24 protein-coding genes are annotated in these 24,927 nt (G+C 51.6%); 12 read left to right on the top strand and 12 right to left on the bottom strand.

What is annotated here, in order from left to right:
• Positions 1–33: 33 nt before the first annotated feature.
• Positions 34–636: a peroxiredoxin gene (locus R5L00_RS09965; RefSeq protein WP_181320627.1), complete on the top strand. Its 603-nt coding sequence runs from the start codon at positions 34–36 to the stop codon at positions 634–636.
• A 123-nt stretch (positions 637–759) separates the two neighbouring features.
• Positions 760–1,224 (top strand): bacterioferritin, encoded by a 465-nt coding sequence (locus tag R5L00_RS09960; protein ID WP_107694716.1) that lies wholly within the window; start codon positions 760–762, stop codon positions 1,222–1,224.
• A 60-nt stretch (positions 1,225–1,284) separates the two neighbouring features.
• Here R5L00_RS09960 and R5L00_RS09955 read toward each other — a convergent pair whose 3' ends face one another.
• The 12 genes from R5L00_RS09955 to hemP form a co-directional block, all read right to left on the bottom strand.
• The gene (locus R5L00_RS09955; RefSeq protein ID WP_317651451.1) at positions 1,285–1,503 is read right to left on the bottom strand and encodes a hypothetical protein; all 219 of its coding nucleotides are present in this window, start codon (positions 1,501–1,503) and stop codon (positions 1,285–1,287) included.
• 635 nt (positions 1,504–2,138) lie between these two features.
• Complete coding sequence (locus R5L00_RS09950; protein WP_317651450.1) at positions 2,139–2,606, bottom strand: hypothetical protein; 468 nt, start codon at positions 2,604–2,606, stop codon at positions 2,139–2,141.
• Positions 2,603–3,217: an acyl-homoserine-lactone synthase gene (locus tag R5L00_RS09945; protein WP_258192721.1), complete on the bottom strand. Its 615-nt coding sequence runs from the start codon at positions 3,215–3,217 to the stop codon at positions 2,603–2,605. The genes R5L00_RS09950 and R5L00_RS09945 overlap by 4 nt, the downstream gene beginning before the upstream one ends.
• A 306-nt stretch (positions 3,218–3,523) precedes the next feature.
• The gene (locus R5L00_RS09940; protein WP_317651447.1) at positions 3,524–3,658 is read right to left on the bottom strand and encodes a hypothetical protein; all 135 of its coding nucleotides are present in this window, start codon (positions 3,656–3,658) and stop codon (positions 3,524–3,526) included.
• Between the two features lie 212 nt (positions 3,659–3,870).
• Positions 3,871–5,976, bottom strand: a complete 2,106-nt coding sequence (locus tag R5L00_RS09935) for a TonB-dependent receptor (RefSeq protein ID WP_317651445.1) — start codon at positions 5,974–5,976, stop codon at positions 3,871–3,873.
• Positions 5,977–6,214: 238 nt separating this feature from the next.
• Positions 6,215–6,970 (bottom strand): PepSY-associated TM helix domain-containing protein, encoded by a 756-nt coding sequence (locus tag R5L00_RS09930; protein WP_317651443.1) that lies wholly within the window; start codon positions 6,968–6,970, stop codon positions 6,215–6,217.
• Positions 6,967–7,614, bottom strand: a complete 648-nt coding sequence (locus R5L00_RS09925; protein WP_107694723.1) for a DUF4198 domain-containing protein — start codon at positions 7,612–7,614, stop codon at positions 6,967–6,969. Before R5L00_RS09925 ends, R5L00_RS09930 begins: the two co-directional genes overlap by 4 nt.
• A 176-nt stretch (positions 7,615–7,790) precedes the next feature.
• Positions 7,791–8,204, bottom strand: a complete 414-nt coding sequence (locus R5L00_RS09920; protein WP_317651441.1) for a DUF2325 domain-containing protein — start codon at positions 8,202–8,204, stop codon at positions 7,791–7,793.
• Positions 8,204–8,713 carry a hypothetical protein gene (locus R5L00_RS09915; RefSeq protein ID WP_317651439.1) on the bottom strand — a complete coding sequence of 170 codons (510 nt, stop codon included), beginning with the start codon at positions 8,711–8,713 and terminating at the stop codon, positions 8,204–8,206. The genes R5L00_RS09920 and R5L00_RS09915 overlap by 1 nt, the downstream gene beginning before the upstream one ends.
• Before the next feature lie 106 nt (positions 8,714–8,819).
• The gene (bfr, locus tag R5L00_RS09910) at positions 8,820–9,284 is read right to left on the bottom strand and encodes a bacterioferritin (protein WP_107694725.1); all 465 of its coding nucleotides are present in this window, start codon (positions 9,282–9,284) and stop codon (positions 8,820–8,822) included.
• Positions 9,285–9,326: 42 nt separating this feature from the next.
• Positions 9,327–9,524, bottom strand: coding sequence for a (2Fe-2S)-binding protein (locus tag R5L00_RS09905; RefSeq protein ID WP_107694726.1), 198 nt, complete (start codon positions 9,522–9,524; stop codon positions 9,327–9,329).
• Positions 9,525–9,543: 19 nt separating this feature from the next.
• Positions 9,544–9,729, bottom strand: coding sequence for a hemin uptake protein HemP (hemP, locus tag R5L00_RS09900; protein WP_219907532.1), 186 nt, complete (start codon positions 9,727–9,729; stop codon positions 9,544–9,546).
• A 510-nt stretch (positions 9,730–10,239) separates the two neighbouring features.
• Between hemP and R5L00_RS09895 the strand changes: the two genes are divergently transcribed.
• The 10 genes from R5L00_RS09895 (at position 10,240) to R5L00_RS09850 (ending at position 24,915) form a co-directional block, all read left to right on the top strand.
• Positions 10,240–12,465, top strand: coding sequence for a methyltransferase (locus tag R5L00_RS09895; RefSeq protein ID WP_317651436.1), 2,226 nt, complete (start codon positions 10,240–10,242; stop codon positions 12,463–12,465).
• Positions 12,422–13,480 (top strand): non-hydrolyzing UDP-N-acetylglucosamine 2-epimerase, encoded by a 1,059-nt coding sequence (wecB, locus tag R5L00_RS09890; RefSeq protein WP_317651434.1) that lies wholly within the window; start codon positions 12,422–12,424, stop codon positions 13,478–13,480. The genes R5L00_RS09895 and wecB overlap by 44 nt, the downstream gene beginning before the upstream one ends.
• The gene (locus R5L00_RS09885) at positions 13,471–14,571 is read left to right on the top strand and encodes a glycosyl transferase (protein WP_317651433.1); all 1,101 of its coding nucleotides are present in this window, start codon (positions 13,471–13,473) and stop codon (positions 14,569–14,571) included. The genes wecB and R5L00_RS09885 overlap by 10 nt, the downstream gene beginning before the upstream one ends.
• Positions 14,572–14,638: 67 nt before the next feature.
• Positions 14,639–15,559: a glycosyltransferase family 2 protein gene (locus tag R5L00_RS09880; protein ID WP_317651432.1), complete on the top strand. Its 921-nt coding sequence runs from the start codon at positions 14,639–14,641 to the stop codon at positions 15,557–15,559.
• Between the two features lie 216 nt (positions 15,560–15,775).
• A complete protein-coding gene (locus R5L00_RS09875; protein ID WP_317651430.1) occupies positions 15,776–16,579 on the top strand; it encodes an ABC transporter permease in 804 nt (267 codons plus the stop codon).
• A 2-nt stretch (positions 16,580–16,581) separates the two neighbouring features.
• A complete protein-coding gene (locus tag R5L00_RS09870; RefSeq protein ID WP_317651429.1) occupies positions 16,582–17,343 on the top strand; it encodes an ABC transporter ATP-binding protein in 762 nt (253 codons plus the stop codon).
• Between the two features lie 68 nt (positions 17,344–17,411).
• Positions 17,412–18,638 (top strand): hypothetical protein, encoded by a 1,227-nt coding sequence (locus R5L00_RS09865; RefSeq protein ID WP_317651427.1) that lies wholly within the window; start codon positions 17,412–17,414, stop codon positions 18,636–18,638.
• 264 nt (positions 18,639–18,902) lie between these two features.
• Positions 18,903–22,289 (top strand): glycosyltransferase, encoded by a 3,387-nt coding sequence (locus R5L00_RS09860; protein ID WP_317651425.1) that lies wholly within the window; start codon positions 18,903–18,905, stop codon positions 22,287–22,289.
• Between the two features lie 338 nt (positions 22,290–22,627).
• A complete protein-coding gene (locus R5L00_RS09855; protein WP_317651424.1) occupies positions 22,628–23,392 on the top strand; it encodes a glycosyltransferase in 765 nt (254 codons plus the stop codon).
• Complete coding sequence (locus R5L00_RS09850; protein ID WP_317651422.1) at positions 23,389–24,915, top strand: glycosyltransferase family 4 protein; 1,527 nt, start codon at positions 23,389–23,391, stop codon at positions 24,913–24,915. Before R5L00_RS09855 ends, R5L00_RS09850 begins: the two co-directional genes overlap by 4 nt.
• Positions 24,916–24,927: the final 12 nt, after the last annotated feature.

Genomic DNA, 24,927 nt, shown 5'->3' with positions numbered 1-24,927 from the left:
GCCGATTCGATTAATTTACAGAGGAGAATGTCAATGTCCGTACTTGTTACTCATCTTGCCCCTGACTTTACCAAGCCTGCCGTCCTTGCGGATGGCACATTCAATGACGCTTTTAACTTTCATACGGAAATCTCGGGCAAATACGCGATGCTATTCTTTTATCCGCTCGATTTCACCTTTGTTTGCCCCTCGGAAATTCTCGCTCACTCGCACCGCGCTGAAGAGTTTCGTAAGCGCAACGTGGAGGTTATCGGCGTTTCGGTCGACTCGCAGTTCACCCATTACGCATGGCGCAACACGCCCATCGATAAAGGCGGCATTGGCCCCGTGGGGATTACGCTGGTCTCGGATGTCGGGGGGGATGTCATGCATGCATATGGCATCAGCCATCCCGATCATGTCGCTTTGCGAGCTTCCTTCCTGATTGATAAAAACGGCATTGTGCGCCATGAGGTGGTGAACGATCTACCGCTCGGGCGGGACGTGGATGAGATGTTGCGCATGGTGGACGCACTGCAATTCCATGAAAGCCATGGTGAGGTTTGCCCCGCCGGCTGGAAAAGCGGGGAGCCCGGCATGAAGGCCAGTCCGGAGGGGGTAGCGGAATATCTGGGCACTCACGCGGAGCAGCTATGAAGCACAGCAGGCTTTTTGAAAGGTGAGACAACCGAAAAACAGCGCGGCAAGGGCACTTGCCGCGCGAGGATAGATCGAAAAGACCTATCCTGGGTTTCTTGCAATGATTTAAGGAGAAGCTAAATGGACTTCGATAAAGAAAGAGCGGTTGCAGTATTGAACAGAATCATGGAACTGGAACTGGCTGGGGTGGTGCGATACACGCACTATTCCTTGATGGTCTATGGCTACAATCGGATCCCAGTTGTCGAATGGCTCCAGAAACAGGCCGAAGAGGGTCTGCTGCATGCACACAGGGCGGGGGAACTGGTCACCTTGCTGGGCGGATATCCGTCGTTGTCGATTGGCCCCCTGCTCGAGACTCACCATCATGACATTGGCGACATACTTCGGGAATCTTTGGCGCATGAAGGCGCATCGTGCGCAGCCTACTATGAGCTTCTGGAACTGACCCAGGGTAAATCGGTACTGTTGGAAGATTACGCGCGGAGCCTGATCGTCGAAGAAGAGATGCATGCCGACGAGGTGAATAAAATGCTACGCCGGACCGGTACCACTGGCGTATATGAAGCGCCTAAAGGCCGATAGGCGTTGATGGGAACAGGAGATCGCAGGTTTAGCAAGTACCTGTATTAACGTAAAGCCGTGCTATTCGGCGGCTCTCATGTCGCTGTGCACCATTCCGCTTAACTGGATCATGAGATCTACTTCGCTCTCTTCTTCATCCAGGATCTGGCTGGATTCATACATTTTCATCAGGGAGCAAAGCGCGTCAACGTTGTTTAGATCAACCGAAGGGGAAGAACAGGAAGTTTGGACGTCAATCTCGCTCAGATTCGTTCCTGCCTCTAGTCTGCTGATAGTCATTCAGAATCCCTCCGTAAAAGCGTTCCCGGGACCAGGTGTCGCCAAGGGCAGTATCACGCCCGGCGAAACAGTCAGCGTTGGCGAAAGATCCGGCAGAGGTCCGTATAGAAGCTGAAATTTAATACGCTCCATCGCGTCACCCTATCCCTTATCCGAATCGTTTTTTTTTGCTTCTAGCCCACGGGGAGCCACGAACGATGGGCGGTTTAAGACCATCGACCTCATGGGGAGGGGCGGAGCCGTAGACGGACGACGACGCTCCAGCGGAATCAGGGACGCCTGCTTCGCCGACTGCGGGTGTTGGGTCAAGGCCGATGCTTCGGCCGGGCTGTATGGCACGTCGTTGGACGCTGTCAGCGGCCTGAACAGGCTTCCGGAATTCCGACAGCAGCATTATTAACGCGGGTAGCTGGGATTTCATGTTCCCTCCTAAGTGAACAGGTTTCGCCAGCACAATCTTGGTATTTCGCTGGCCTGTTCAGGCTACCGGGAACACATGGCGTTCAGATGTAAGTTTTGTGAACGTTTTATAAATAATCGAGATGCTTGCCGGCATGAGTGCGCTGGTGATGAGGGGTAGGAGGCAAGCAGATGAGTTGTCTAGCTGGTGCTTCTGGTTCCCATTTCCTTTAGGCTCAACCATTACTCCGGCGCCGGCCTGCATATTCGAAAGTAATCGGCTCCAGCAACGGGCGCTCGCACTCCTCGCGCATCAATGCCGCGGTTTCGCCCAAAGCAATTTCACGCAGGCGGCAGCGCATGTTCAATACCCCATTGCCGGACTCAAAAATTCCACAGGTATGCTGCAGCGCTTCGTCGTGCCGATCACATTCTTCGTTGACTACCTGAGATCCGATATTGTTCATCACCGCTACGGGCAGATGCGGAAAACGCCGCCTTGCCTCCCGGATCCAGTGCAGGAGATTTACCTGTTGCGTGCAATCCTGAACCGCGCCATCCACCAGTACCATATCGTAGGTTTTCAGATCTCGTTGCGGAAAATCCTCCAGCGAAATCCGCTCCAGTCTGTGCCTGGATTTATCCAGCAGCATTTGCAGAATTCGGCGCGTATCCTGTCTTTCACCCACCAGCAGGATATTCACGCTGCTTTCCTCTGCGCATTTTCTGGAAGCGTACCGAATAAGGCGAATTCTGTAATCTCGTCAATTTCGATGTAGCAAGCCACCGTCATCACCCGACCAATCTTGATCGGGGGACCCAGCCTTGAAACGTTGACTCCGAGCCTGCGTACCAATCTCTCTACCGCAACGGTCGTCACGGTGACATAGCGCTTGATGCCGTTATGCTGGGCGAAGCGGAATAAGGTCTGCATCATCTTTACGGGAATTTCGCTGAAACCGAAACCGGCGCTTTCATACTTCGGTACCGTAACCGCGAAGCGGCTCAGCTCCCAGACATCGGATTGGTGCGGCGCGTGCTGTCCATGCAACAGTTGTGGAAACGTGTCCCTCAGCATATTAGGGCCCATGGTCGGGAGTAGCCGCCAGCAGCCCAGCACCTCATCTTCGTCGCCTTTTGCAAGTACATAAATGGGATCAGCGTGGTCGAACTCGTCGTGTTCCATTCCATTATCCGTGGTGACCTCCCAGCCTAACCGATCGTGGAAAACTTCATGTCGCAGCCGGTACATTCCCGTCGCTGCCCGCTGATCCAAAGAACCATTCCCGTGTTGCGCAAGCATGATCTGTCCCATTTGTTTCGCATCCGTCGTTGGTTATGACGGTGCTATGAAACAACGGAACGAGACCCTGGGGATAGCTGTAAAATCTTACAGGAACAAATGCTGAGTATCCTCTGAAACCGTTGCCTGTAGCAGGTTTCAGAGGTTAGCAGCGTTAAGCTTCTCCCCGCTTTTTAAGGTGTAATTCCTCCCCAAAAATAGAAGTACTGTCGCTGGTTTCGCATTTCATCAGTAAAAATTCGCCCGGCGACAGATCTCAGAAGGATGCGTTCAAGACTCGGCAGTGACGTACCCTATCGCCGTGCTTTGGATATCCGCTTACATCGTGGGTAAATTGTGGTAGCCGGACCCGAGTGACTGGATCTCCGGGCCGCCAAGTGCGCGGATGCGCAAGCCCCGTATGGAAGGATCGAGCTGCGGCAGCGGCGCGCCCCGGCCAGCATTGCGTACCATGCTCTGCACCCGGAACACTGCGACGTCCGCGCAGCCATGGGTGTGGCTTACTTGGTTGCAAGCTCCACAGACAAAATACTGTCTGGTTTTTTTCGAAAAGAGGAAATGGCCGGCGCAGCGGGTTCGTACTTACGGTTGCCCTGCTGCACCCGGCGCCCTACCGCGACGCCGGGGATGCAAGGCAACAGTGTACTTTCTGAAAAGTCTGCTTCTTAATTGAAATTGAAACGGATCGAACCGTACGCGCTAAGCGGGTCCCCAGGCAATGCACCGGCAAACGTCGCGTTGGTAAAGTAGGTCTTGTCCGTCAGGTTTCTGATATTGACCGCGAGATCCATTCTTTTTACCCGATAGGAAACCGCAGCATCAAAAACGACATAAGATGGCACCCTCAACAGATTCAGGCTATCGGCAAACGTATCGCCCTTGTAGGTTACCCCGAAGCCGAATGTAAGACCGCGGGCCAAGCCGCTTTGGATCTGATAAGTACTCCATAAGTTGGCCGCATGAGTAGCGACTCCAACAGGCCGCGTCCCGTAAACGCTTCCGGTGATGCCAAGAACGGCATTGGTAGCCACATTGAGCGCCAACGTCTCAGGATCCATCCATACCCCGCTACCGATAATATTCAAGCCCGCCAAAGGTCTGAAACCCAGCGAAAGTTCCACTCCCCTCGATCGATCCTTGCCATCCTGGGTAGCCTGCCCCCCCGAACCGGGCAAAATGACGAAGTAGTTGTTGCGGCTGGTTTGAAAAAGCGCCACGTTTAAATCGGCCTTGCCGTCCAGCAGAGAGGTTTTTGCGCCCACTTCTATCTGATCGGATGTTTCCGGGGCGCGGGAGACTGCCTGCGCTTCCGTGGCGAGATTAATAAACGCGCCGGTGCTGTAGCCGGCGTAAAACGCCAGATTTTCGGTGGGCTGGTATACACCCCCGGTTGAATAGGTTGTCAAGGATTTGGTCTGAACGATCTCGCGATAGCCGTAACTTCCCGATACCAGCTGAAATCCCTTGTCGCTGTACTGTACCAGATCGTTTCTTATTCCCAGACGGAGCTTGAATTGCTTCGTCAAGTCTATCTGATCCTGCGCATAGAACGACGTTTGATCGCTTGTAATCCTGCGGTCAAAGATGGGCCTGCGCGTGAGTCCGTTCAAGGAGGTTTCTACATTTACAGGATTAAAAACATTGATGGACGATAAGGTGTAATCACCGCGCAGCGTATTGATGTCCGTGTTCTTGTATTCAAATCCTCCCAAAAACGTGTGTTTAACCGGACCAGTGGTTGTTTTCCATATGAATTCGTTCTGCAATATGGTGTAACCCGCCCTATCGAATTGCTGACGCGCGTCACGCCCGGTCGACACACCGAGCGCATTCCCTTGATTGCCGCCGCCGTTTCGCACGATCTCAAGGGTACGCGCGTCGTATACGAATGCGGTACGCATGCTCAAGTCATCTGATATTGCCCAGTTATGGGTAAGTCCCAGGCGATTGATCGTATGGTCCGTCTTATTGAACGGGCTGTAGTACCGGTTATTGCGCGACACATTGGCGATATTGGAATTGAAATCGAAAAGTATGCCGTAGTTATCCGGCTTGATCTTCATTTCCCGGTGATCGTAGTCAATCAGGAGCGTTTTATTGTCGGCCAACCGCCAGAGCAGGCTGGGGGACGCTTCAAAAACATTGCGTTCAAGCCCGCGAAATCCGTCGGTATGCTCAAGGTTGCCGATCGCGCGGGCCGCGAAACGCTGACCCAGAGGGCCCGTCAAATCGACAAACCCATTCCGGGTTCCGAAACTGCCAAGCATGGTGCCTGCAGTCAAGTCGAACTGGTTTTGCGGCTTTTTGGTAATGATGTTCATGCTGCCCCCCGGTCCGGCAACACCGAACAGCGCTGACCCAGGCCCTTTCAATACTTCGATGCGGTCAACGTCATACATCGTGCGGAAGTAACTGTTTTGGGCAGACCCGTCCGGGATATCGTCGCGTAAAAAACTGAGGGAAAGACCGCGCGAAGTAAAACTGTTCCCGAACCCATACCCGCCTCCCATCAGCGGCTGAACACTGGGTACGTTGCGCATGGCATCATTCATGGTGATGGCCCCTTGCTCCTTTAACACGCTGGCCGGCACGACGTCGACGGTAGCGGGGATATCGCGCAGTGGAGTATCGGTCTTGCTCCCTGTACGCGCTACATCCTCCAGCGTGCCGGGACGAACCCGGCCCGTGATGACTTTTATCTCCGGCAAGGGGTCATGTTTTTCCTTGTCGACCCGGGTCTCCTGAGCAACCGCGCTTAACGGCGTTGCCATTATCCCCAGATACAATAAGGTAATAGGGCCAATCCGTCGCGATCTGCGTTTGAAACTGCGCAAATGTTTCACTTGTAGTCTCTCTGTTGTTTTGTTGTGAGTTGGCTGGCTACAAGCGGAGGGCTTATTGGCTGGCTATGAACGCCTTTGCCCCGGTTAAGGGGGGCAGGACGGAAAAATTTAGATATTTGCTCTTCGACCTCGGGGATTGATGTTCAACTGTCGAAAAAAACTGCTTTCATGACAGCGACAGGGTCGTAAGCATCAGAATGGCTGACGCGGTGAGCGTCGTGCCGATCAGTCCCGCAGCCACAAGCCGGGGTCCATGCAAGCGGCTCCATAGCAGCGTGCCGGTTATTGCCAGCACCAGTAAACCGCCAGCCAGCGTGTCGGTAAGCAATATCCAGGCATTCGACATACCGCTCCCTTTGTGAAAGTTGGCCAGTGTGGCCCAGGCATTGGCTTCCTTTTGCTCGATATGAGCCTCAGTATCACCCTGCCAGTATTCGGCATTAAGGCTGAGATTGGGCGTGGTCAGCGTAACGCGCCAGTTCTCGGGTTGCACTATTTGACCGCCCCCCCAAGGCACCGGCCCGCCCGGCTTCTTCTGGACGCGGGATTTGGCGTGCGGCAGTTTAAACTTCACGCGCAGCCATGCCTCTAACGCTTCGGCAGATTGCAGACTCGCGACGGGCGGAGCCACTACCTGGCGGGTTTCGTGCTGACTTGCAAGCGGGATTTTCATTTCATTGCGATGGTTCAGCAGAATGCCCGAGGCGCCGAACACCAAGCCAAGCACTGCGCCCCAGAGTCCTACCCACGCGTGTGTCCGCCGCAGCCAGACGAGAAAGCGGCCCCGCTTCATGCTAAGCGGCAGAAACAGATACCCGCGTGGCTCGACCGCCGGTGGCGGACCACCGTTCTGCCCGCGAGCACGTTGCTCGGTTGCCTCAGTCGGCTCAGTTGGCCGGGCATGCGACTGAGACATGCTCATTTGTAAAGACTGAGCGTAACCTTGTGACTCTCTACCGCGTATGCCTTGCCCTCGAATTCACCCGGCTTATTCAGCTCATATTTGGCCTCGACGACGTATAAGCCGGATTCCGGTGGCGAAAAAGAAGCTTCACCTTTCTCATCCGTACGCAAATGCTTCTCCCATCCACTGGGGGCGATAACAACAATCTCAGCCTTGGGCACGGGCTCCCCCTTGAAGGTCAGGCGCAGCAGGTTGCCGCTGGCCTGTAAATCGAGCGGCAAGCTGCCTCCGTTACCCAAACGCGCATACAGAAAGCGTCTCTGGACGGGCGCCGGAGCAGCACCCTCCTGAGGCTCGCGTATGGGCTGGCGGCGTGCCTGAACCAGTACCGTCGCGCCAGCCGGTAGCGAAAAGTGCGTATTTTCACGGCTTGGGCTGATCGTTTTTGCCGTTCCTGCCTGGTCGATGATCGTGGCCTCAGGGTCAACGATACTGTCGAGCCTTCCCGGTGAGGTTTCCCGCAGGTTCTCCGCATATTCGCCAAAATAAAGCTTGCTGGCCGGCGTTCCGCTCTCCAACCATAATGCATGGGCTCCAGCGTGAAGGCTGAGCGCACAGCCGAGGACGGCCGCAGTGCCGGAGACAAATGAGGCAAGTTTCATGTTTTTCCTTTAGATTGATTTTTGGTTATTTATTTATAGACGTGTAGTCAGGATAGTCGAAATGCACGAGCATTTGAGTCCGACAACAAGATCAGCGGACGCGTTTATATCATGCTTAAGGTTCATCGGCTAGGGTCTTTGGCTAGCAAACTGCGTTTTACCGGGACGAACGAGGTTCAGTCGACTGGAACTGGTGTCCGGTCGCCCGCCCGGACTGCTGCCAGCTCAGCGAGCGTGGCGACACCCTTGCGGAAGGTCGATATATCGGAACGGTCGAGCACGACGTAAGGCGTGCCGGAGTATTTGCAGTAGCGTTTTGTCGTGAAGTAAGCTTCGTGATTTACGCAATCGACCGGACATACCACCATGTCGGCCTGGGCAAGCAGCTTGGATAGCCTCCGGCTGCTGGTGGGCCGAGGATCGCTTCGATAAAAGAATAAAGTGGCCCCCGAAACTTCAACCACGCGGCGGTACTCGGGATATAGCGCTGCTTTTCCCCCCACGCATAGGACCTTCCGCTCGGCAAGATCAAAACTGCCCTTCAGTACCGCCTTTTTCCTGTCGCACGCGGCGCGTTCCGATGCGGCCATTAGCCCCCTTCCGGCCCTTTTTTCGTAGTGGCGCCCAACCTCGAGCAGGAGGTGTCCGTGTTCTTGACGAGCGGAACCCGATCTGTTTCATGCGGCACCGAAATGCTCGCTTCGGCGAGCTTCCGCTCAAGCAGATCGATACGTTCCAGTAATGCTTGACGGTCATCAGCAATTACCCGACCCGCCGCACCCCTGGTCAGCAGACCCGCTCCGTTACCCGCACCTGCCTGCGTACGCGTTGTCGGAGCCGGTCCAGCGCGACCCGAGCGCCATCGTGTGCCCGCAACACGGAAAATTTGTTTGATTACTCTCCCAAGAGAAAGTACGTTCGGAAGGATGCTCGGCTTTTTCGCGCTACCTGAGCGTTCCTGCGAGTGGGATACCAGAACGGCGGAGATGGCTTTTATGCCTCGCAGAGGGGCTAACAGAATTGAGCCAGCGCGAGGCGCTTTTAACACCAGAAAGGGGAGGGTGACGCTCGAAACCGCCGAGGTTGTTATCTGTTCCACAGCCCATACTCCGCGAAAAGTCAGAAAAAAGCTGGCTTGCCGTCGGTACAGGCTGGCTGGCTGAAAGCCGCTGACTTAGAAGAAAGCCAGCGACAGCGGACAAAACTTACATCTGGCTTTGCAACCAGTTCTGGACACCGACTTTCTGCATGACTTCTAACTGGGTTTCCAGCCAGTCGATATGTTCTTCTGTGTCTTCCAGAATTTCCTTGAAAATCTCCCGCGAAACGTAGTCCTTCGCTGCTTCACACGCGGCAATCCCGCCGAGCAATGTCTCGCGCGCGGTCATCTCCGCCCTGAGGTCGCACTCGACACACTCTTCTGCCTTCTCGCCGATCAACAGCTTGCCAAGCTCTTGCAGATTGGGCAGACCTTCCAGAAACAGGATACGCTCAATCAATGCGTCGGCATGCTTCATCTCCTCGATCGATTCCTCGTATTCATGCTTTCCAAGGCTGTCGAAGCCCCAGTTCTTGTACATGCGGGCGTGGAGAAAATACTGATTGATGGCGGTCAGCTCATGTTGAAGCTGACGGTTTAGCCATTGAATAATGTCTGCGCTACTCTTCATGTTTGCCTCCTCAGGCGAGATCTCGCATTTAAGCGAGTGGGTTTATGTGGAATGGCGTTGCGCCAAGGTTTTCTGCATCAGTGCCTGTTCCAGCACCTGCTTGGCGTGGCACGCACATATTCCGCATTGCTCGCTCACGCCCAGGTTGGCTTTCAGATCGCGCATCCGGTCGGCGCCTCCATGATGCACGGCTTCGCGGATGGCAGTATCGGTTACACCTTTGCAGACACAAATATACATGATGAGCGCCTTAAGTCTACTATTTAGTCAAAATAAGCTTGCCGTTACGAGTGCGTCGCAGACGATACTGCTCGCCCTGGTGCTGAATAAATACCTCGTCACCGTGCGAGAAAAGCGCATCGCTGTAAATGCGCCTGTTCCGGTCCAGCATAACGACGTTTTGTTTCTCCAGGGTCGTTTCCGGTATCGTGTTTAACTTATCCATTTGGGCCGTTCCGCAATATTAATGAGAATGATTCGTAATTATATTAAACCTTGCACGAAATGCAAGTGTTATTGAATAATTTTAAGAAAGTAATTTGCGGAGACTTTAAACGAACCTGTGTCCCACCACCCTGCCACCAAATCAGCTGGTAAAATCAAAACGTGCCACTGAAGGGTTTTGCTCGGGCTACGTGCGGTAATATGAATTCAGGTTGACCGTCGAAGGACAGGTTGGGGCAGTTCACCTCTTCCAAGTCTTTTGCGCCGGCACTTCCAGTGATATCTATTCGAGGATACTGACACGCGACCTCATCTTAAATTTTTCTACATCCGTGCCTGAATTGCCACGAACGTGTTGTGTAAAAGGCGTGCGATCATCGCGATGGGCAGATGCGAACTAGCGACGTGCTAGCGACTTGATGACGGGGCCGCGTTGCAGATCATTCTGTGGAACTCCTGCTCATGCTCGTGACACTTTCTCCCGCGCTGATGGAACTCACGGCGGATAAAAATGACTGACACAGGGACATCTGACGCTGAGACTTACGGAGACACTCCTTTTGTCCAAGAGGGAGACGTTGACGACCGTGCTGATCAATCTCGCTTTATTGCAAGCATTACCATTGAGCATCTGCCCCGCTGGCTCATCGAGCAGGCACAGCAGGAGTCATTTACCGTGGCTGACTGGGGCTGTTCTCAAGGAGACATGACCGATATATGGGCTAGCCATATTGGGGCTCAGCATATCGTTGGGATCGATTATTCTCCCATTGCTATTGCACAGGCTGCGCAGCGGTATCCAGAAATTCGGTTTATGGTCGAATATCAGCTAGCGAATGAGAACCAGAAGGGAAGAGATTTTGATGTCGTGTTTTTCTCCGACCTAAGACAACGTTTGCCTAAGCTTTCTGACGCTCTTCATTCCTATGCCACGCGAGCAAAGAAAGCCATCGTGCTAGCGTTACCGCACATGGCAGTTCAAAGGATTGAAGATGGCATCTTCTCGTTTCCAACCGAGAAAATTCAAGTGGTGTTACAAAATGGGTTCCGGCTCGCGTGGCTCCAGGTAATAGATTGTCGTGCTATTCCCAAAACTTTTTGGAGCGGTGACCACGTCATCGTCGTATACGCTGACCCACAGTGGATGAATCATCTCGGACTGCCTTTCAACGATTGTCAGACTGAGCCAGACAATACAGCAGCCATCGTCAATCGGATGAACCATGTCGTCGTCAAGCGTGAGGTGCAAATCGGCAACAGAAAGGTGGTTTTCCCGAAGATGCAGCTACTCGGGCTAAAGTCTTCCATACCGTTGGAGAAGGCAGGACGGTCTCGGTTTGAATCGAATATGTTTCAGAATCCGAAGACGTTTATCTATGACCTAGCAAAATTTTTGTTTTGGCAATTGCCGCCTGGAGCACGACAGGCCTTGCACGGGCCCCGTCACAAGTATGTTAGGTGGGTAAAGGGCTTACCACCGATGATGTACTCTGATCCGCAGCGAGGGAAAGTCTTAGCGTCCGATCTCAGTTGGGAGGAATTCAGCGTTGAGGTGCTGTCCCACCGCCAGGATTACAAGGGTGTTTTTGTCCAAGAATTCGCTATCAACTGGAATGTGCCTCTTTATCAACGTCCTCATCATATTGCAACTGCGCTCGGTCGACTAGGCTACCTGGTCATTTATAAGACCGACAACTGGGGCAGTGACAGAATAAACGGGTTTAGGGAGGTCGCCGCTAATGTCTGGCTTACAAATAGGAACGAGGTAAATAATATCGAGGGTGCCGTTATATCCTTTTATTCTACGGCCTTCACACTCACACCCAAGCTAATGGTCGAAAGAAGTAAAAAAGGTGGTGTGCTAGTTTACGAATATATTGATCACATCGACTCTCAAATAAGCGGTGACGTGGAGAATATTCGGCGACTTCATGCGTTAAAAGAATTCGCCTTTAAGGGAGGGGCTGATTACATCGTTGCTTCTGCGCGAAAATTAGAGGCAGAGGCGGTCGAATCAGCGGGTTTAGACAAAGTGATCTTGGCTCAAAATGGCGTTGACACAATCCACTATCGAGACCCAATACATCTGAGCACCCCTTTGCCCGCAAACTTGACTTCCTTTAAGAAAAAATACTCGAATATTGTGGGCTATTTTGGAGCCTTGGCCCCATGGCTCTGGTACGAGGCCATTTCTTGGCTAATTAAGACACGTCCAGATCTTGGCTTTGTAATTGTTGGGCCAGATTACTATGGCGGCGTTCGGAAACTTCCCAAAGCTGATAATTTGTTATATCTCGGAACGGTTGATTACCGAGTATTACCTGCATACGCGCGTCAGTTTGATATTTGCTTTATTCCTTTCGCCCCCGGAGAAATTGCGCGCACCACATCCCCCCTTAAGCTGTTTGAGTATTTTGCACTGGAAAAACCCGTGGTGGTAACTTCGGAAATGCTAGAGTGTGTAGCTTACAGCGAAGTTTTCTCGGGCAACTCGCCCGCTGCGCTGAGTCGGGCGATTGACGCAGCTATTCACGTCAAGAACGATGCTTCTTTTAAGACTAGACTAGCTCTGTTGGCTGATGAAAACAATTGGAATGAGCGAGCACGAGCCTTGGAAATAATCTTTGAGAGATTGAAAGAAAATGACAAGGAAGGTCTTGTGTGTAATAGGTACTCGGCCCGAAGCTATAAAAATGGCCCCGGTTATTCTCGCACTAAAGGGGCATCGAGGCCTTGACTGCCGTGTTCTAGCGACTGCGCAACATCGAGATCTGCTGGACCAAATTCTGCGCGCCTTTGAGATCGAGCCGGATATCGATCTTGATATCATGCAACACAATCAAGCGCTCACTGCTCTGACGGCACGTCTCTTACTCGCTCTTGGTAACGTCCTTCAAGCTGAGAAACCTGATGCGGTGCTGGCACAGGGCGATACGACCACAGTCATGACCGTTGCGCTTGCCAGTTTCTATCACAAGATTCCGTTCGGGCATGTTGAAGCAGGGTTGCGCACTTGGAACATGGCGAATCCGTTCCCGGAAGAAATGAATCGCATAGTGACTGGAAGGTTGACGAAGTGGCACTTTGCCCCGACGGCGAGCGCTCGAAACAACTTGCTTAAAGAAGGTATTGCAAATGGAGATATCTTCGTAACGGGTAATACGGTTATCGATGCGTTGTTAAGCGCCGCAAATCGTAAAACTCCCCTGCCCTTTGAGCTGGATAGGGGCAAGCGTCTGATTCTGGTAACGGCACATCGCCGAGAAAACTTCGGCGAACCATTCCAGCAAATTTGCAAGGCGGTCCTCACATTGGCGGAGAGTGGTAAAGATCTTCAGATTGTATATCCGGTCCATCCTAACCCGAATGTATATGAAACGGCTCATAAAATCCTCGGAAATCATCCCAGAATCACTCTTTGCGAACCTCTGGACTATCTACCCTTTGTCGCCGCCATGAAACACGCATTCCTCATTCTAAGTGATTCCGGGGGTGTGCAGGAGGAAGCGCCTGCGCTGGGAACGCCGGTACTTGTTTTGCGAGATGAAACCGAGCGGCCCGAGGCTGTCGCGGAAGGGGTGGCCAAGCTCGTAGGCGCGGATCATGACCGAATTGTCAGGGAGACACAGCACCTATTGGACGACTCCGCAGCCTACAAACAAATGGCACGTGGTGTTTCGCCTTACGGGGATGGCAGGGCCGCGCATCGTATTACTTCCGTTTTGTGCGACTACTTCGCCGCATGCGCCTGATTTATCTCTCACCTGTTCCCTGGTGCAGTTTCTCCCAGCGGCCACACGAGCTTGCGAGATATTTTCATTCGCGCACCGGCGGCGAGGTCCTATGGGTCGATCCTTATCCAGGCCGATTTCCAACCTTATCTGATATATGGGCCCGCCGTCCGGGATCTGGGGGCGAGGAATGCGATATTCCGGCCTGGCTGACGGTTGTAAAGCCCAAGGCATTACCTATAGAACCATTGCCATTTTCCCACGCGGTGAATTGCCTGTTTTGGAGTCGTGTCGAGTCAGAAGTTTATCGCTTCGCCGATAACTCGACCGTTTTGGGTATCGGAAAACCGACGACTCTAGCGCTGCAACTGCTACAAAAGCCGGGCTTCAGGTCATCGTTTTACGATGTGATGGACAATTATCCTGCCTTTTATCGGGGCTGGTCACGCCTCGCAATGATGAATCGGGAACGCAAGGTAATAAATAAAGTGTCAACCATATTGACTTCCTCCTCCACCTTATATGATCGGTTGCGATATATGGCAAGCGATGTACGCTTGGCTTTGAACGCGTGTGCAGTGGATAGACTTCCCCCGGTGGGGAAAGCATGTTCGTTTCCGGACGGGCCGCGCCCTGTTATTGGCTACGTCGGCACGATAGGCGACTGGTTTGACTGGAAGCTCGTCATTACCTTGGCAAGATCGAATTTAAAAATAAAACTCCGCCTTATTGGACCCGTGTACGTGCGTCCACCCCCGCTGCCTGATAATATAAGTGTGGAACCTCCTCTACCGCACATGGAGGCGCTAAGTGCCATGACTCAGTTCAATGTGGGCTTGATTCCATTCAAGGAGACGGCTCTCACTTCTTCCGTGGATCCCATCAAGTACTACGAATACCGGGCTCTGGGGTTGTCGGTCGTCAGTTCGGCGTTTGGAGAGATGGCGCTCAGGAGGGGATGTGAGGGTGTCTATGTCATGGATCGGAACGCCGACATCACACAACTTGTCAGCCAGGCTTTAACCACTTGGGCCACCCCGTGCAGCACCGCTCGATTCCGCACAAACAACTCCTGGAAAAGTCGGTTTGATCAAGCCGGCATTTTTGGTTAAGAGCATCTACGCTCCGGGACAAGCCCTGACTCTATTAAAGACGCTGTGAATACAAGCGCCCGTCACTATGGTGGTTGAGGTCGAAAACGCCGCAACGAAACTTCCGGTGTCGGTCATCGTTGTAAATTACAATGCAGGGCCGTTCCTCACCGAGTGCGTTCACTCCGCGTATTCCTCAGCCAGCGAAATACTGGTGGTGGATAATGCTTCCACCGATCTAAGCCTTGAATTTTGCGCGCAGCGATTTCCGGACGAGGCAAAACTGAAGATCATCCGCAATGCGGCCAACCTCGGCTTCGCCGCAGCCTGTAATATAGGTACCCGTGCCGCGACCAAGCCCTACATCCTGTTCCTGAACCCTGACTGCGCTTTGAGCGCCGACTCTTTGAACCACATGGTGCAGGTATTGGAAGCAAATCCTGCGGCAGGTATGGCAGGCGGACTGTTGATGAACGCGGATGGCACAGAGCAGGAAGGGGGCCGCCGGGCAGTGCCGACTCCTTGGCGCTCCTTTGTCAGGGCTTTTGGGCTTTATCGTTTTGATCATTACTTGCCAAGCGTGTTTTATGATTTCCACTTGCACAAACAGGCCTTGCCGCCTCGCCCCGTTGAGGTGGAAGCTATTTCCGGCGCGCTCATGCTGGTGCGCCGCGAAGCATTGGAGGACGTGGGTCTCTGGGATGAGGGGTATTTTCTTCACTGCGAAGATCTGGATTGGTGCATGCGCTTTCAGCAAAAAGGATGGAAAATACTGTTTGTGCCGGGGGCCCCTGTTTTGCATCACAAGGGAACATGCAGCCGGTCTCGCCCTATCTTCGTGGAATGGCACAAGCACAAGGGGATGATGCGGTTCTATCGCAAGTTCTTCCGGCATCAATACCCCGGGATTGTAATGTGGCTAGTGGGGGGAGGAGTGTGGTTGCGGTTTGGGGCGGTGGCGTCATTTCATGCTGTCCGTAACGCTGCACGGCGACTCGGCCTCCGTTGACAAATAAGCTTCACGTCCTTCCGCCAGAGAAACGGAGCGTCATCGCACAGCCGGATTTCCTGGGCAGGTCGCGGTCCGCGCTTTTTTCGTCTCATCTACAATAGTTAAAGAATGGGCTGGTAAAATCGCGGCCAGGAGCAAGGAACACCCAAGCGCAGTCTGATAACAATAACAAGAGACGCATCCCCTCAGAACATGCATCGCACAACTCTCTAAATGGCCAACTACAGTAACGTCAAAAGCTGGGCGAAAAATAATGATTTGGTTGAAGCGTTGAAAGCTTACGACCTATGGCTGTTTCTAGCATGGCTAGACATAAGATTGCGCTACAGACGGTCAAAAATCGGGCCGCTTTGGATCACGCTCAGCATGACGATCTTCTGCTTGACCCTTGGAACGGTGTATAGCAAGTTGCTGAATGTAGATGTTGAAGAATACCTACCATTTCTTTCCGTGAGCTTCGTTATTTGGGGCCTGATATCGAGCCTCTTGTTGGAGTTTCCTAACCTGTATGTAGAAAATTCGCCTTATATAAAAGATATGCGCATTAACCCGCTCACCATTCTCTTGCGTGGCGTTGCCAGGAATATTGTAGTGTTCGCTCACAATATGCTAATCATCGCCGGGATTTATATCTATTTTGATCTCAGGCTTAGCGCGGTTGTTCTGCTGGCCATACCCGGCCTGATACTCGTAGTGATGAATCTGGTCGCCATAGGCGTTTCGCTGAGCATAATTGGCGCAAGGTTTCGTGACGTGAGCCAGATCAATCAAAGTCTGGTTCAAGTTCTTTTTTTCCTTTCTCCCATCATGTGGTTTCCACGCCTCGTCCCTGCCGATAGCTGGATCCTGAGGCTCAACCCCATTGCGTATTTTCTTGACTTGATTCGATCGCCGCTGCTTGGATCTGCCCCTTCCTTGTCGTCATGGGGCGCCGCAGCAGCAACGCTGATCGTGTTTAGCTCTGCCGGCGCCCTCCTGTATCAGAAAAAGAACAGTCAGATTCCCCTCTGGGTTTAATTATGAGTCTGGTACAGGTACACGGAGTCACCCTAAACTATCCTCTCATCGGCATAGGAAACCGGTCCGTTAAAAATCAGCTTCTGAGTGCGGCTACAGGTGGATTACTCACTTCGGGCGATCAGATTCCGGTGGTCAGGGCGTTACAAGATGTCAGTTTCTCTTTGAAAGAAGGAGATCGGCTTGGGTTGGTCGGACATAACGGAGCAGGCAAGTCCACCTTACTTAAGGTTCTCGCCGGCATCTATAAGCCAACGTTCGGCACAGCATCGACGAGTGGCAAAGTCGTCTCGACGCTAAACCTGGCCCTGGGAATGGAACCGGAAGCGACAGGTATCGAAAACATACTTATTCGTGGTTTACTTCTCGGGATGAAAAAAAAGGAAATCTACAAAAAAATGGAAGAGATTGCCAGATTCACTGAACTTGGCGACTACCTGAATATGCCGCTTCGGATCTACTCTTCCGGAATGGCTACTCGCCTGGCCTTTGCTACCGTCACCGCTATGGAAGCCGATATCCTGCTGATGGATGAGGTAATTGGTACGGGTGATGCACGCTTCATGGATAAGGCGGAGCATCGGCTTAAGGAATTCATACACCGTAGCAAGATACTAGTACTTGCTTCCCATACTGAGTCAATAATACGAAACTTTTGCAACAAGGCTCTGTTGCTGGAGCAGGGAAAGATCCAACAAATAGGTTCAGTTGACGACATATTTCAACTTTATCAACAGCGCACTACTGCCACCTTTTCAGCTTAAGACGTAGAGCGGTGGATCAAGATGACCTGATGTGGTTTAATTCACGTGGCACTTCGAGGTGAAAAAGGATGGGTAGCTGGTATCTATATGCTGACGCAGAGAGTAAGTTAGTTTTGGAAAGTTCTTGTCGGAAAATTTTGTTGGTGGGGGGCTGTTTTGGCGCAAGCAATTTTGGGGACATTCTTCAACTAAAGGGCGCCGTCAATTTTCATAAGAGCATGGGGTGGGTAGACCCTGTCCCCGTTTTCTCTATGGAGTCGCTCAGCGGGCCCACTCACGTAGCAAACTCAAAAAAAGCCTACGGGGTTCGAGCTATATTGTTCATATCCCAACAACGCTATGACGCGGCACACGCAGGGTTTTTGTTGCAATCTCAATTTTGCGCTGTTGAGGCGCTCCATCTCTACGGCGGAGGTTTTTTAAACGGCAAGTGGGGGAACTACGTCATCTCGATAACTGAGTTTCTATTGAAAAATTTAGCGATAGAAACTTACGCAATTTCGGGACAGCAAGTGGATTTCGAATTTGCCCAGGAGACAGCCGACCATATTCACAATTTCAGACCCGGTTGCGTTGGGGTAAGAGACGACCAATCGTCGCAGTTGCTGACAGCGCACGGTGTAGCACCCGAGTTCTCGTTTGATGATGCTTATGACGAATTGGCCATAATCGCGTCCAACGTCCCGAAAAATAAAAATGAAAGAGCACTAGTTCATTTGAATGTATCAAGTTATACAGATAACGCGGAAAAGGAACATGAACTTATTCGTGCGCTTCGGGCAATCGGGGCCTATTGTTCGGACGGAATTGTCGCCTTCAACGCTTTTAACGAAAAACGCTTTGAAGTCGTAGATACTATTCGCACGATTGCGTTGCTAGAAAATGAGTTCCCCTTCCATGACTATGTCGTGGTGGATGGCCCCGGACTGGCACGCGAGGGTCGTATAAGCAACTTCGATACCTTGGATGTTGGTATCGCCCTATCATGCTCATACCACGTCGCCCTATTTATGCACTTGCTCGGAGTTCCTTGTTACCTAAATGCGAGCAACTCTTTCTATGAGCAAAAGCGAATCGCTCTTGACTGCCCGAAAACGCTAGAACAATTTCTGGAAGAAAAAAGAGTTCCTGACTATTCGATGCGGATAGAGAGTAGGAAATCCTGGCTGCAAAAGCTTCGGGAATACTTCCTCGGTTTTGCGGCAAGAAATAACGATAAAAGAATAGTTGAGTTTGATAATACGAGCATAATTGCAAAATTCCAGGACAAGCGGCGATCGCATAACGGCGCCTAGAACTGATTGATCGCAAGGGAGTCATATCTTGCGGAAGTAATAAAACAATAAAGAATGGCTCGAAAACCGTTGTATTGCTGGCAAGCCACTTGCACGCGCAATTACTCGATTTGAGCGCTTGTAACGCCTTTACCGTAACGTACGGGGCGGTATAAACTCTCCCACCGGAGGGGCCCTTACGACTTCCAATCTGCTGACAATCAGTTGTACTTCGACGCCAATGGAAGTCTACTTGTGTAACTTAAGTATTAGGCGTTGGTCAGTATGAGTCGTTGGTTACACTTGGCAAGACATGTCTACGCCAACCTTCCCTTTTCCTATACTACTAAGACAAAAATTCGCGAAGCTTTGTCTCCTGTCCTTCGCGCACTGACGAGCGAGAAAAGCGGGTTGGCGATGTTTTCAGAACTAAGAAAGTCCTTTGGTTCCCGCTCTGATTCGCTCGCATGGCCAGAGCCTGATGAGCATGCTTTTGTGCAGTTGCTCCTGGAGCTTTCCGAGCACTGCAGTAGGTACGGACCTATCGGCAACATGATCACTGTGCCGTTCATAAGTTCGGGTGGTGCAGAGCGGGTAGCGCTTAATTTTGCACGCGCATACCGTGAGCTTCAGCCCTGTCTTACCGTTCTCGTCCTCATAACGGATCGTCCTTTGAAAAACGATCTCATGGTTCTACCCGACGGTATCAAGGTCGTAGCATTGCATGACCACGTGCAATCCGATTTCGAGAACATTCGGCTGCAATTTCTGAAGTCATTGGTTCAGGCTGTGAAGCCAGCTGTTCTCCATAACATTAACAGTGAACTGGCATGGAAGCTGATCATCGATCATGGCCTTTTGATGTCGCGACTCACGCAGGTTTTTGCAAGTATATTTGCCTTTCAATATCTGCCCGGTACCCGTCGCAAGACCGGCTACGCATCCTATTTTCTCCGGCCGGCATTACCTCATCTCCATGGGTTGCTTAGCGATAATCATCGGTTCATTACCGACACAATTGCTGAATACGAGCTTGACGCGACTACCTCGACGAAACTGCATGTTGTTTACAATCCTTGCAGAATTTTCCCGGAGAAGACCCTAAATGCGCCTTCCGTATCGTCATCCTCTTGCGGCCCTGATGGGCCTGACCGGCGTTTGCGGGTGTTGTGGGCTGGCCGGCTGGACGCGGAGAAGCGTGTCGACTTGCTCTACGATATCGCCCGACGCTGTGTCTTTGCCGATTTCATGGTTTATGGCCACAGCGTCGTTGATAAGGAAACCAGCCTCCCGTCACAGCCCAACCTGATCTTAAAGGGGGGGTTTTCCGATCCACGCGAATTAGTGAGGGATGGACCATTTGATGCATTTCTATTTACTTCCCGTTGGGAAGGTCTACCCAACATTCTGCTCGAAGTTGGCGCGTTGGGAATTCCGGTAATTGCCCCCACAGTCGGGGGGGTAGGAGAACTGATTTCGACGCGGACTGGCTTCCCGCTTCCAGAGGAGCCGACAGTGCGGGACTATGAGGAAGCCCTTCAGATTATCAGGGCTGATGCCGGTGAAGCCGCCACGCGAGCTCAAGCGCTAAAAGAGCTGGTGAAAACCCGGCATAGCTGGGGCGCTTTCCGTGAAAGCGTGCAAACAATACCGGGCTACATCAACGCATCTAACGGATTCGGTAGGGGAAACCGGGTGGCTTCCGATTCGGGGCCGGAAAATCCAGTAATATCCATCGTAATTCCCTTCTTCAATCAAGGTCAATATCTATACGAATCTGTCTCGTCGGCCCTGCTGGCATACGAGGGAAAAACGGAAATTATCGTTGTCGATGACGGAAGCACCGATCCAAAAACGGAGCTCTATCTCGGCGAGGTAGCTAATCTGTCCGGGAAAGTGCGCATTGTGCGCCAAGTGAACCAAGGCCTCTCGGGGGCGCGAAATTCGGGAATTGAAGCTGCCACGGGGCAATTCATTCAGCTCCTCGATGCCGACGATATTCTCATACCCGGCAAGCTGGACGTCCAGGTGGCGCACATGGCGATCTGTCCAGCGCTTGACGTATCCATATGTGATTTCTTGTTGTCCGATGAGACTGTTACACATATTACGCGTTCTGATGCGGCCATCTCCAGATTTCCGCTCACCCTCGACGATTTTTTGTATCGCTGGGAGCGAGGATTCGCTATCCCGATTCATTGCGCCCTGTTCCGAAAGGACGTCTTCTCACAAACGAGGTTCGATGTAAGCGCACGCGCCAAGGAAGACTGGCTCTTCTGGTGCACACTCAGTTCTCTAGGCTGTCGGCTGGCATATCTACGTGGTCATTACGCTGTTTACCGGCAACATGCACAAAGCATGCGCCGCTCCTATGTCGGCATGGGCAAAAGCTGGCTCCTTGCTGCGCAAAAAATCGACGCTTTACTTGGAGGGAAACATCCTCTCTTTCTCGAGTCGGCTGTTTCATGGTTCGAGCAGTACTACGAAAAGCATCCCGAGTATCGTCAAGAAGTTTCTCGTTTACAGACGAATTTGTCGTCAGCAGAAACATCAACCCCAACACGCTCAGATAACCAGGAAGCGAATGCTGCACAGTTGCTGAGGCAACTCTCCTTTCTATCCACTACGGCCAACTCCCCATTTATCTCGGTGGTTATTCCTGTCTACAACCACTACGAGTATATTGAAGAATGCTTGCGCTCACTGGCGGAGCAAGGAACAACGGAATTCGAGGTGATCTGCATCGACGATGCCTCTCCCGACCTTCGCATTCACGAGCTGATGCGAGGACTGAAGGGCAAACTAACCGGCCTCCGCATCGTCATGCATGCTTCCAATCGAGGTATTTCCGCATCTCAGAACGAGGCCGTTGAGCTGGCGAGGGGCAAGTTCATTGCCTTTCTCGACTGCGACGACTTGCTCGTGCCAAACGCGCTTTCACGTGTAGATGAGGAGATTAAACAACGGCCCGATATCGACTATTTTTTTTCTGATCGGTGGGATATTGATGAAGCCGGAGCTTCCGTGCGCCTCGCAAGATATGGAGGTTATTACCATCTAAAACCAAGTAATCGCTCATTACGCGAGGATTTGCTGGATGGCATGGTTGCATCTCATCTTAAAGTCATCCGCCGCTCTGTATTTATTCAGGTGAACGGATGCAGCGATGAATTCGAGGGTATTCAAGACTGGGAGCTGGCTCTAAAGATTTCGGAAATAGGAAGGCTGGCGTATATTCCAGAGCCCCTCTATAAACATCGTATCCATTCTCATTCGGTGACTGAGTCGGCAAAAGTAGATCAGATGAGAAAAACAAATATGTTGAGGCGCCGCTATATTGACCGCTGGATCAGAAGCGCAAAGTGTTCGGTAGCGGAGACACATCCTGGACCTTCACAGGTCTTCAATTGCAATAGCGCGTTGCCGTCCCTTGCTGAATTAAAAAAAAGCAGATCGTCGAGCCAGTGCTGCGTACTGGACCTGCGCGGTCCAGTCCTGACTTCCTCAATTACCTTTGCCCGCGAATTTAACTCATACTTCGATTTAATACTGTGGGACAGACCGGAGGTGCCTGCCGCCCTGATGGGCTATCTTTGGGGCGATGTATTGAGCCCTCATAACGCAACCAGGAGGTCGGAAGTGGTGAGCCATTCGGTTAAGGGGGACCATTAGATAATCCTGGCGCGTTGCAGCGGCATTTTACGCTGGAACCTCTTCGACCGGCATCTGCCTGTTCCCCGTTTGTGCGGTACCGCACAGAACACCGCGACTTTGTTTAATTATGATATTCACCGACGGCTGAATTATCAAAATTTTGCCCATCCTCAAGAATAACACCATTTTTCCAGCTTTGACCGACTAATCAACTTGGTCTGATATCCGTTAGCATCGCAGAGACCCGACCTAAACTTGGAAATGATTGGGAAGGGGTTTCTTAACTTCATTTGAGACACGGGGTTTGTTCCCCCCCACCGTCTTATTTTAGTCTACCCCCCACGATCTTATAAAAGATGTATTCAACAACACCTACTATCAGTCAAATCGTCACCTTTCATTCTGAGGGAGTACTGGCGCATTTCACCTTGTCAAGCCTTACACGAGTTCGTGAATATGCTTCAAGGCAGAAAATCCCTATCGAGTTCGTCCTCACGCTGGATCGCGCTGACGAGCTTACCAAGCACATCGTCAAGAACCATCCCTTTGTTACTAAGGGGGATCAAATCATCGAAGTGAATCACGGGGACCTAGCTTTGTCCCGGAACAGCGGAGTTGAAGCAGCGCGCGGTGAATATATAGGAACAATGGATGGGGATGACTATTATTCCTCAAACTGGCCAGTCGCTGCGCTGGAACTCGCAAAAACCTTTGAAGACCCCGTGGTAATTCACCCAGAGTTGTGTGTTGCATTTGGTGCATCTTATTCTGTCACGCGTATAACCGACATGATAAAAGACCCGTTTTCGTTCGCCGTATGTCTATCGCACCATCCTTGGATATCATGCTCCTTTGGAATAAGGGAAATATATTTAGCCCATCCTTATCATCGTACCGATCTAAAGGAAACGGGATTTGGTTATGAGGACTGGCACTGGAATGTAGAGGTTTTAGCGCACGGCATCGTACACGCTTCTGCGCCCAATACAGCGCTTTTTTATAGGCGAAAAGCCGAGTCTATGGTCACAACGATGGTGTCAGCGGGGGCAATTATAAGGCCCTCAGCATTTTATGATCGAGTGGAAGCGTGGGCTGAAATTAATACGGACGCACGTTCATGAGTATTACGGGATTTCTCACCTCATCTTTTTTTGCTCAACGGATATTTAGCGCGGTCTTTAAACCGGCGTTCAGATTATTGCCCGAGCAGCAACGTAATCAAATGATGACACTCGCACATCACGTAAAGATGATCTTCTACTGCGGTCAGGTTATGAATTTCAGCAATAATGATAAAGCGGGGAAAATACCGGCGAAGACGGTACTTGGAGCAGCCGCAGTTCCCCCCTGGGTCGTAGAAGAGCTGCAGCAGCTTGCTCAAATCGAACCCGAGCTTTACCCCACGCCGGAGTATCTAGGAAAATTTCATACATACCAACTTCCGATGGAAGACGCGCCCGGTAAAGTCTATTCCATGTGTCGGAGAGCAATCGGAAATTCTAATCTTGACATTATTTTTATTGCCCCCTGGCTGAAACGAGGTGGCGCTGATCTGGGCACACTACATCACATTAATGCCTGCGAAAGACTGGGGTTAACGGCTGCTCTCATCACGACGATGGATGCAGAATCGCCGTGGCTTGGGCGAGTAGCTAAGAACATTCCAGTGGTTGAACTAGGACGCCTGGGACGGGAATTGAGTGAAGCAGAGCGAATCATGGTACTAGTAAGGTTGCTGTTGCAGTCCAAAGCGAAAACAATTCACATTATTCAGTCCCAGTTAGGGTGGCAAATGTTTCAAAAGCATAGCAAGTCCTTACAGGCGGAGCGAAAAGCAGTTTTTGCCAGCCTCTATTGCGACGATTACGATTCTGTCGGCCACCCACATGGCTATGCCCGATCTTATCTCACCTCAACACTACCGCACCTTTCGGGAATCATTTGTGATACGGCGTATTACCCGAACGAATTGAACAGGCGATACGGAGTGGACCTTACACGTGTCCACACCGTCTACTTTCCCAGTACTGACACTAATACATCCGGTTACATCTCCTCTAATAAAGGTGACATTCTGTGGGCGGGCCGTATTACACAACAAAAGAGACCCGACCTTCTTCTAGAAATCGCAATAGCCATGCCGGAAATACGTTTTCGTGTTAAAGGATATGCCGTCACTAGGGAAGAAAAGCAACTGGAAAAACGATTATCTCAATTACCAAATGTGATCTTTACCGGACCATATGAAAATGGTGGCCTCGTCGAAGACCGCGATCTCTTCAGCATATTCCTCTATACCTCTGCCTGGGACGGGCTACCAAACGTTCTACTTGAGGCCACATTGGCTGGGCTGCCTATTGTGGCATCTGCCGTAGGTGGCGTGCCCGAACTGATCAATGAAGAAACTGGATACCCCGTGGCAGATACGGAATTGGTCGATGAATACATTAGTGCAATCAGAAAAGCGTTGAGTCACCCGGAAGAGAGGCACAAGCGCTGGAGTTGCGCGCTTGAGTTGCTCCGGAAGAGGCACACGCAGGAGAGCTTTTTCCAGAAAATGATCGAAATAGAAAATTACTTTCCCGGAGCCGCTAAAGAAACAACAAAATTAAGGGCCCTTGTATTAGAAAGTGTTGAGCCCTGAAATTGCGGCCAT

Source organism: Nitrosospira sp. Is2, assembly GCF_033095785.1.
In the GTDB taxonomy this organism is placed as follows: domain Bacteria; phylum Pseudomonadota; class Gammaproteobacteria; order Burkholderiales; family Nitrosomonadaceae; genus Nitrosospira.
This window is presented reverse-complemented; position numbering and strand designations above follow the sequence as displayed.

Bases quoted from the DNA above. Each gene is read 5' to 3' on its own strand.
- R5L00_RS09850 (WP_317651422.1), top strand. From the start codon at position 23,389: ATGAGTATTACGGGATTTCTCACCTCATCTTTTTTTGCTCAACGGATA.
- hemP (WP_219907532.1), bottom strand. From the start codon at position 9,729: ATGGATAAGTTAAACACGATACCGGAAACGACCCTGGAGAAACAAAAC.
- R5L00_RS09885 (WP_317651433.1), top strand. From the start codon at position 13,471: ATGCGCCTGATTTATCTCTCACCTGTTCCCTGGTGCAGTTTCTCCCAG.
- R5L00_RS09965 (WP_181320627.1), top strand. From the start codon at position 34: ATGTCCGTACTTGTTACTCATCTTGCCCCTGACTTTACCAAGCCTGCC.
- bfr (WP_107694725.1), bottom strand. From the start codon at position 9,284: ATGAAGAGTAGCGCAGACATTATTCAATGGCTAAACCGTCAGCTTCAA.
- R5L00_RS09935 (WP_317651445.1), bottom strand. From the start codon at position 5,976: ATGGCAACGCCGTTAAGCGCGGTTGCTCAGGAGACCCGGGTCGACAAG.
- R5L00_RS09930 (WP_317651443.1), bottom strand. From the start codon at position 6,970: ATGAGCATGTCTCAGTCGCATGCCCGGCCAACTGAGCCGACTGAGGCA.
- R5L00_RS09945 (WP_258192721.1), bottom strand. From the start codon at position 3,217: ATGGGACAGATCATGCTTGCGCAACACGGGAATGGTTCTTTGGATCAG.
- R5L00_RS09860 (WP_317651425.1), top strand. From the start codon at position 18,903: ATGAGTCGTTGGTTACACTTGGCAAGACATGTCTACGCCAACCTTCCC.
- R5L00_RS09875 (WP_317651430.1), top strand. From the start codon at position 15,776: ATGGCCAACTACAGTAACGTCAAAAGCTGGGCGAAAAATAATGATTTG.
- R5L00_RS09895 (WP_317651436.1), top strand. From the start codon at position 10,240: ATGACTGACACAGGGACATCTGACGCTGAGACTTACGGAGACACTCCT.
- R5L00_RS09960 (WP_107694716.1), top strand. From the start codon at position 760: ATGGACTTCGATAAAGAAAGAGCGGTTGCAGTATTGAACAGAATCATG.
- R5L00_RS09870 (WP_317651429.1), top strand. From the start codon at position 16,582: ATGAGTCTGGTACAGGTACACGGAGTCACCCTAAACTATCCTCTCATC.
- R5L00_RS09955 (WP_317651451.1), bottom strand. From the start codon at position 1,503: ATGACTATCAGCAGACTAGAGGCAGGAACGAATCTGAGCGAGATTGAC.
- wecB (WP_317651434.1), top strand. From the start codon at position 12,422: ATGGCCCCGGTTATTCTCGCACTAAAGGGGCATCGAGGCCTTGACTGC.
- R5L00_RS09865 (WP_317651427.1), top strand. From the start codon at position 17,412: ATGGGTAGCTGGTATCTATATGCTGACGCAGAGAGTAAGTTAGTTTTG.
- R5L00_RS09880 (WP_317651432.1), top strand. From the start codon at position 14,639: ATGGTGGTTGAGGTCGAAAACGCCGCAACGAAACTTCCGGTGTCGGTC.
- R5L00_RS09920 (WP_317651441.1), bottom strand. From the start codon at position 8,204: ATGGCCGCATCGGAACGCGCCGCGTGCGACAGGAAAAAGGCGGTACTG.
- R5L00_RS09905 (WP_107694726.1), bottom strand. From the start codon at position 9,524: ATGTATATTTGTGTCTGCAAAGGTGTAACCGATACTGCCATCCGCGAA.
- R5L00_RS09925 (WP_107694723.1), bottom strand. From the start codon at position 7,614: ATGAAACTTGCCTCATTTGTCTCCGGCACTGCGGCCGTCCTCGGCTGT.
- R5L00_RS09855 (WP_317651424.1), top strand. From the start codon at position 22,628: ATGTATTCAACAACACCTACTATCAGTCAAATCGTCACCTTTCATTCT.
- R5L00_RS09940 (WP_317651447.1), bottom strand. From the start codon at position 3,658: ATGGTACGCAATGCTGGCCGGGGCGCGCCGCTGCCGCAGCTCGATCCT.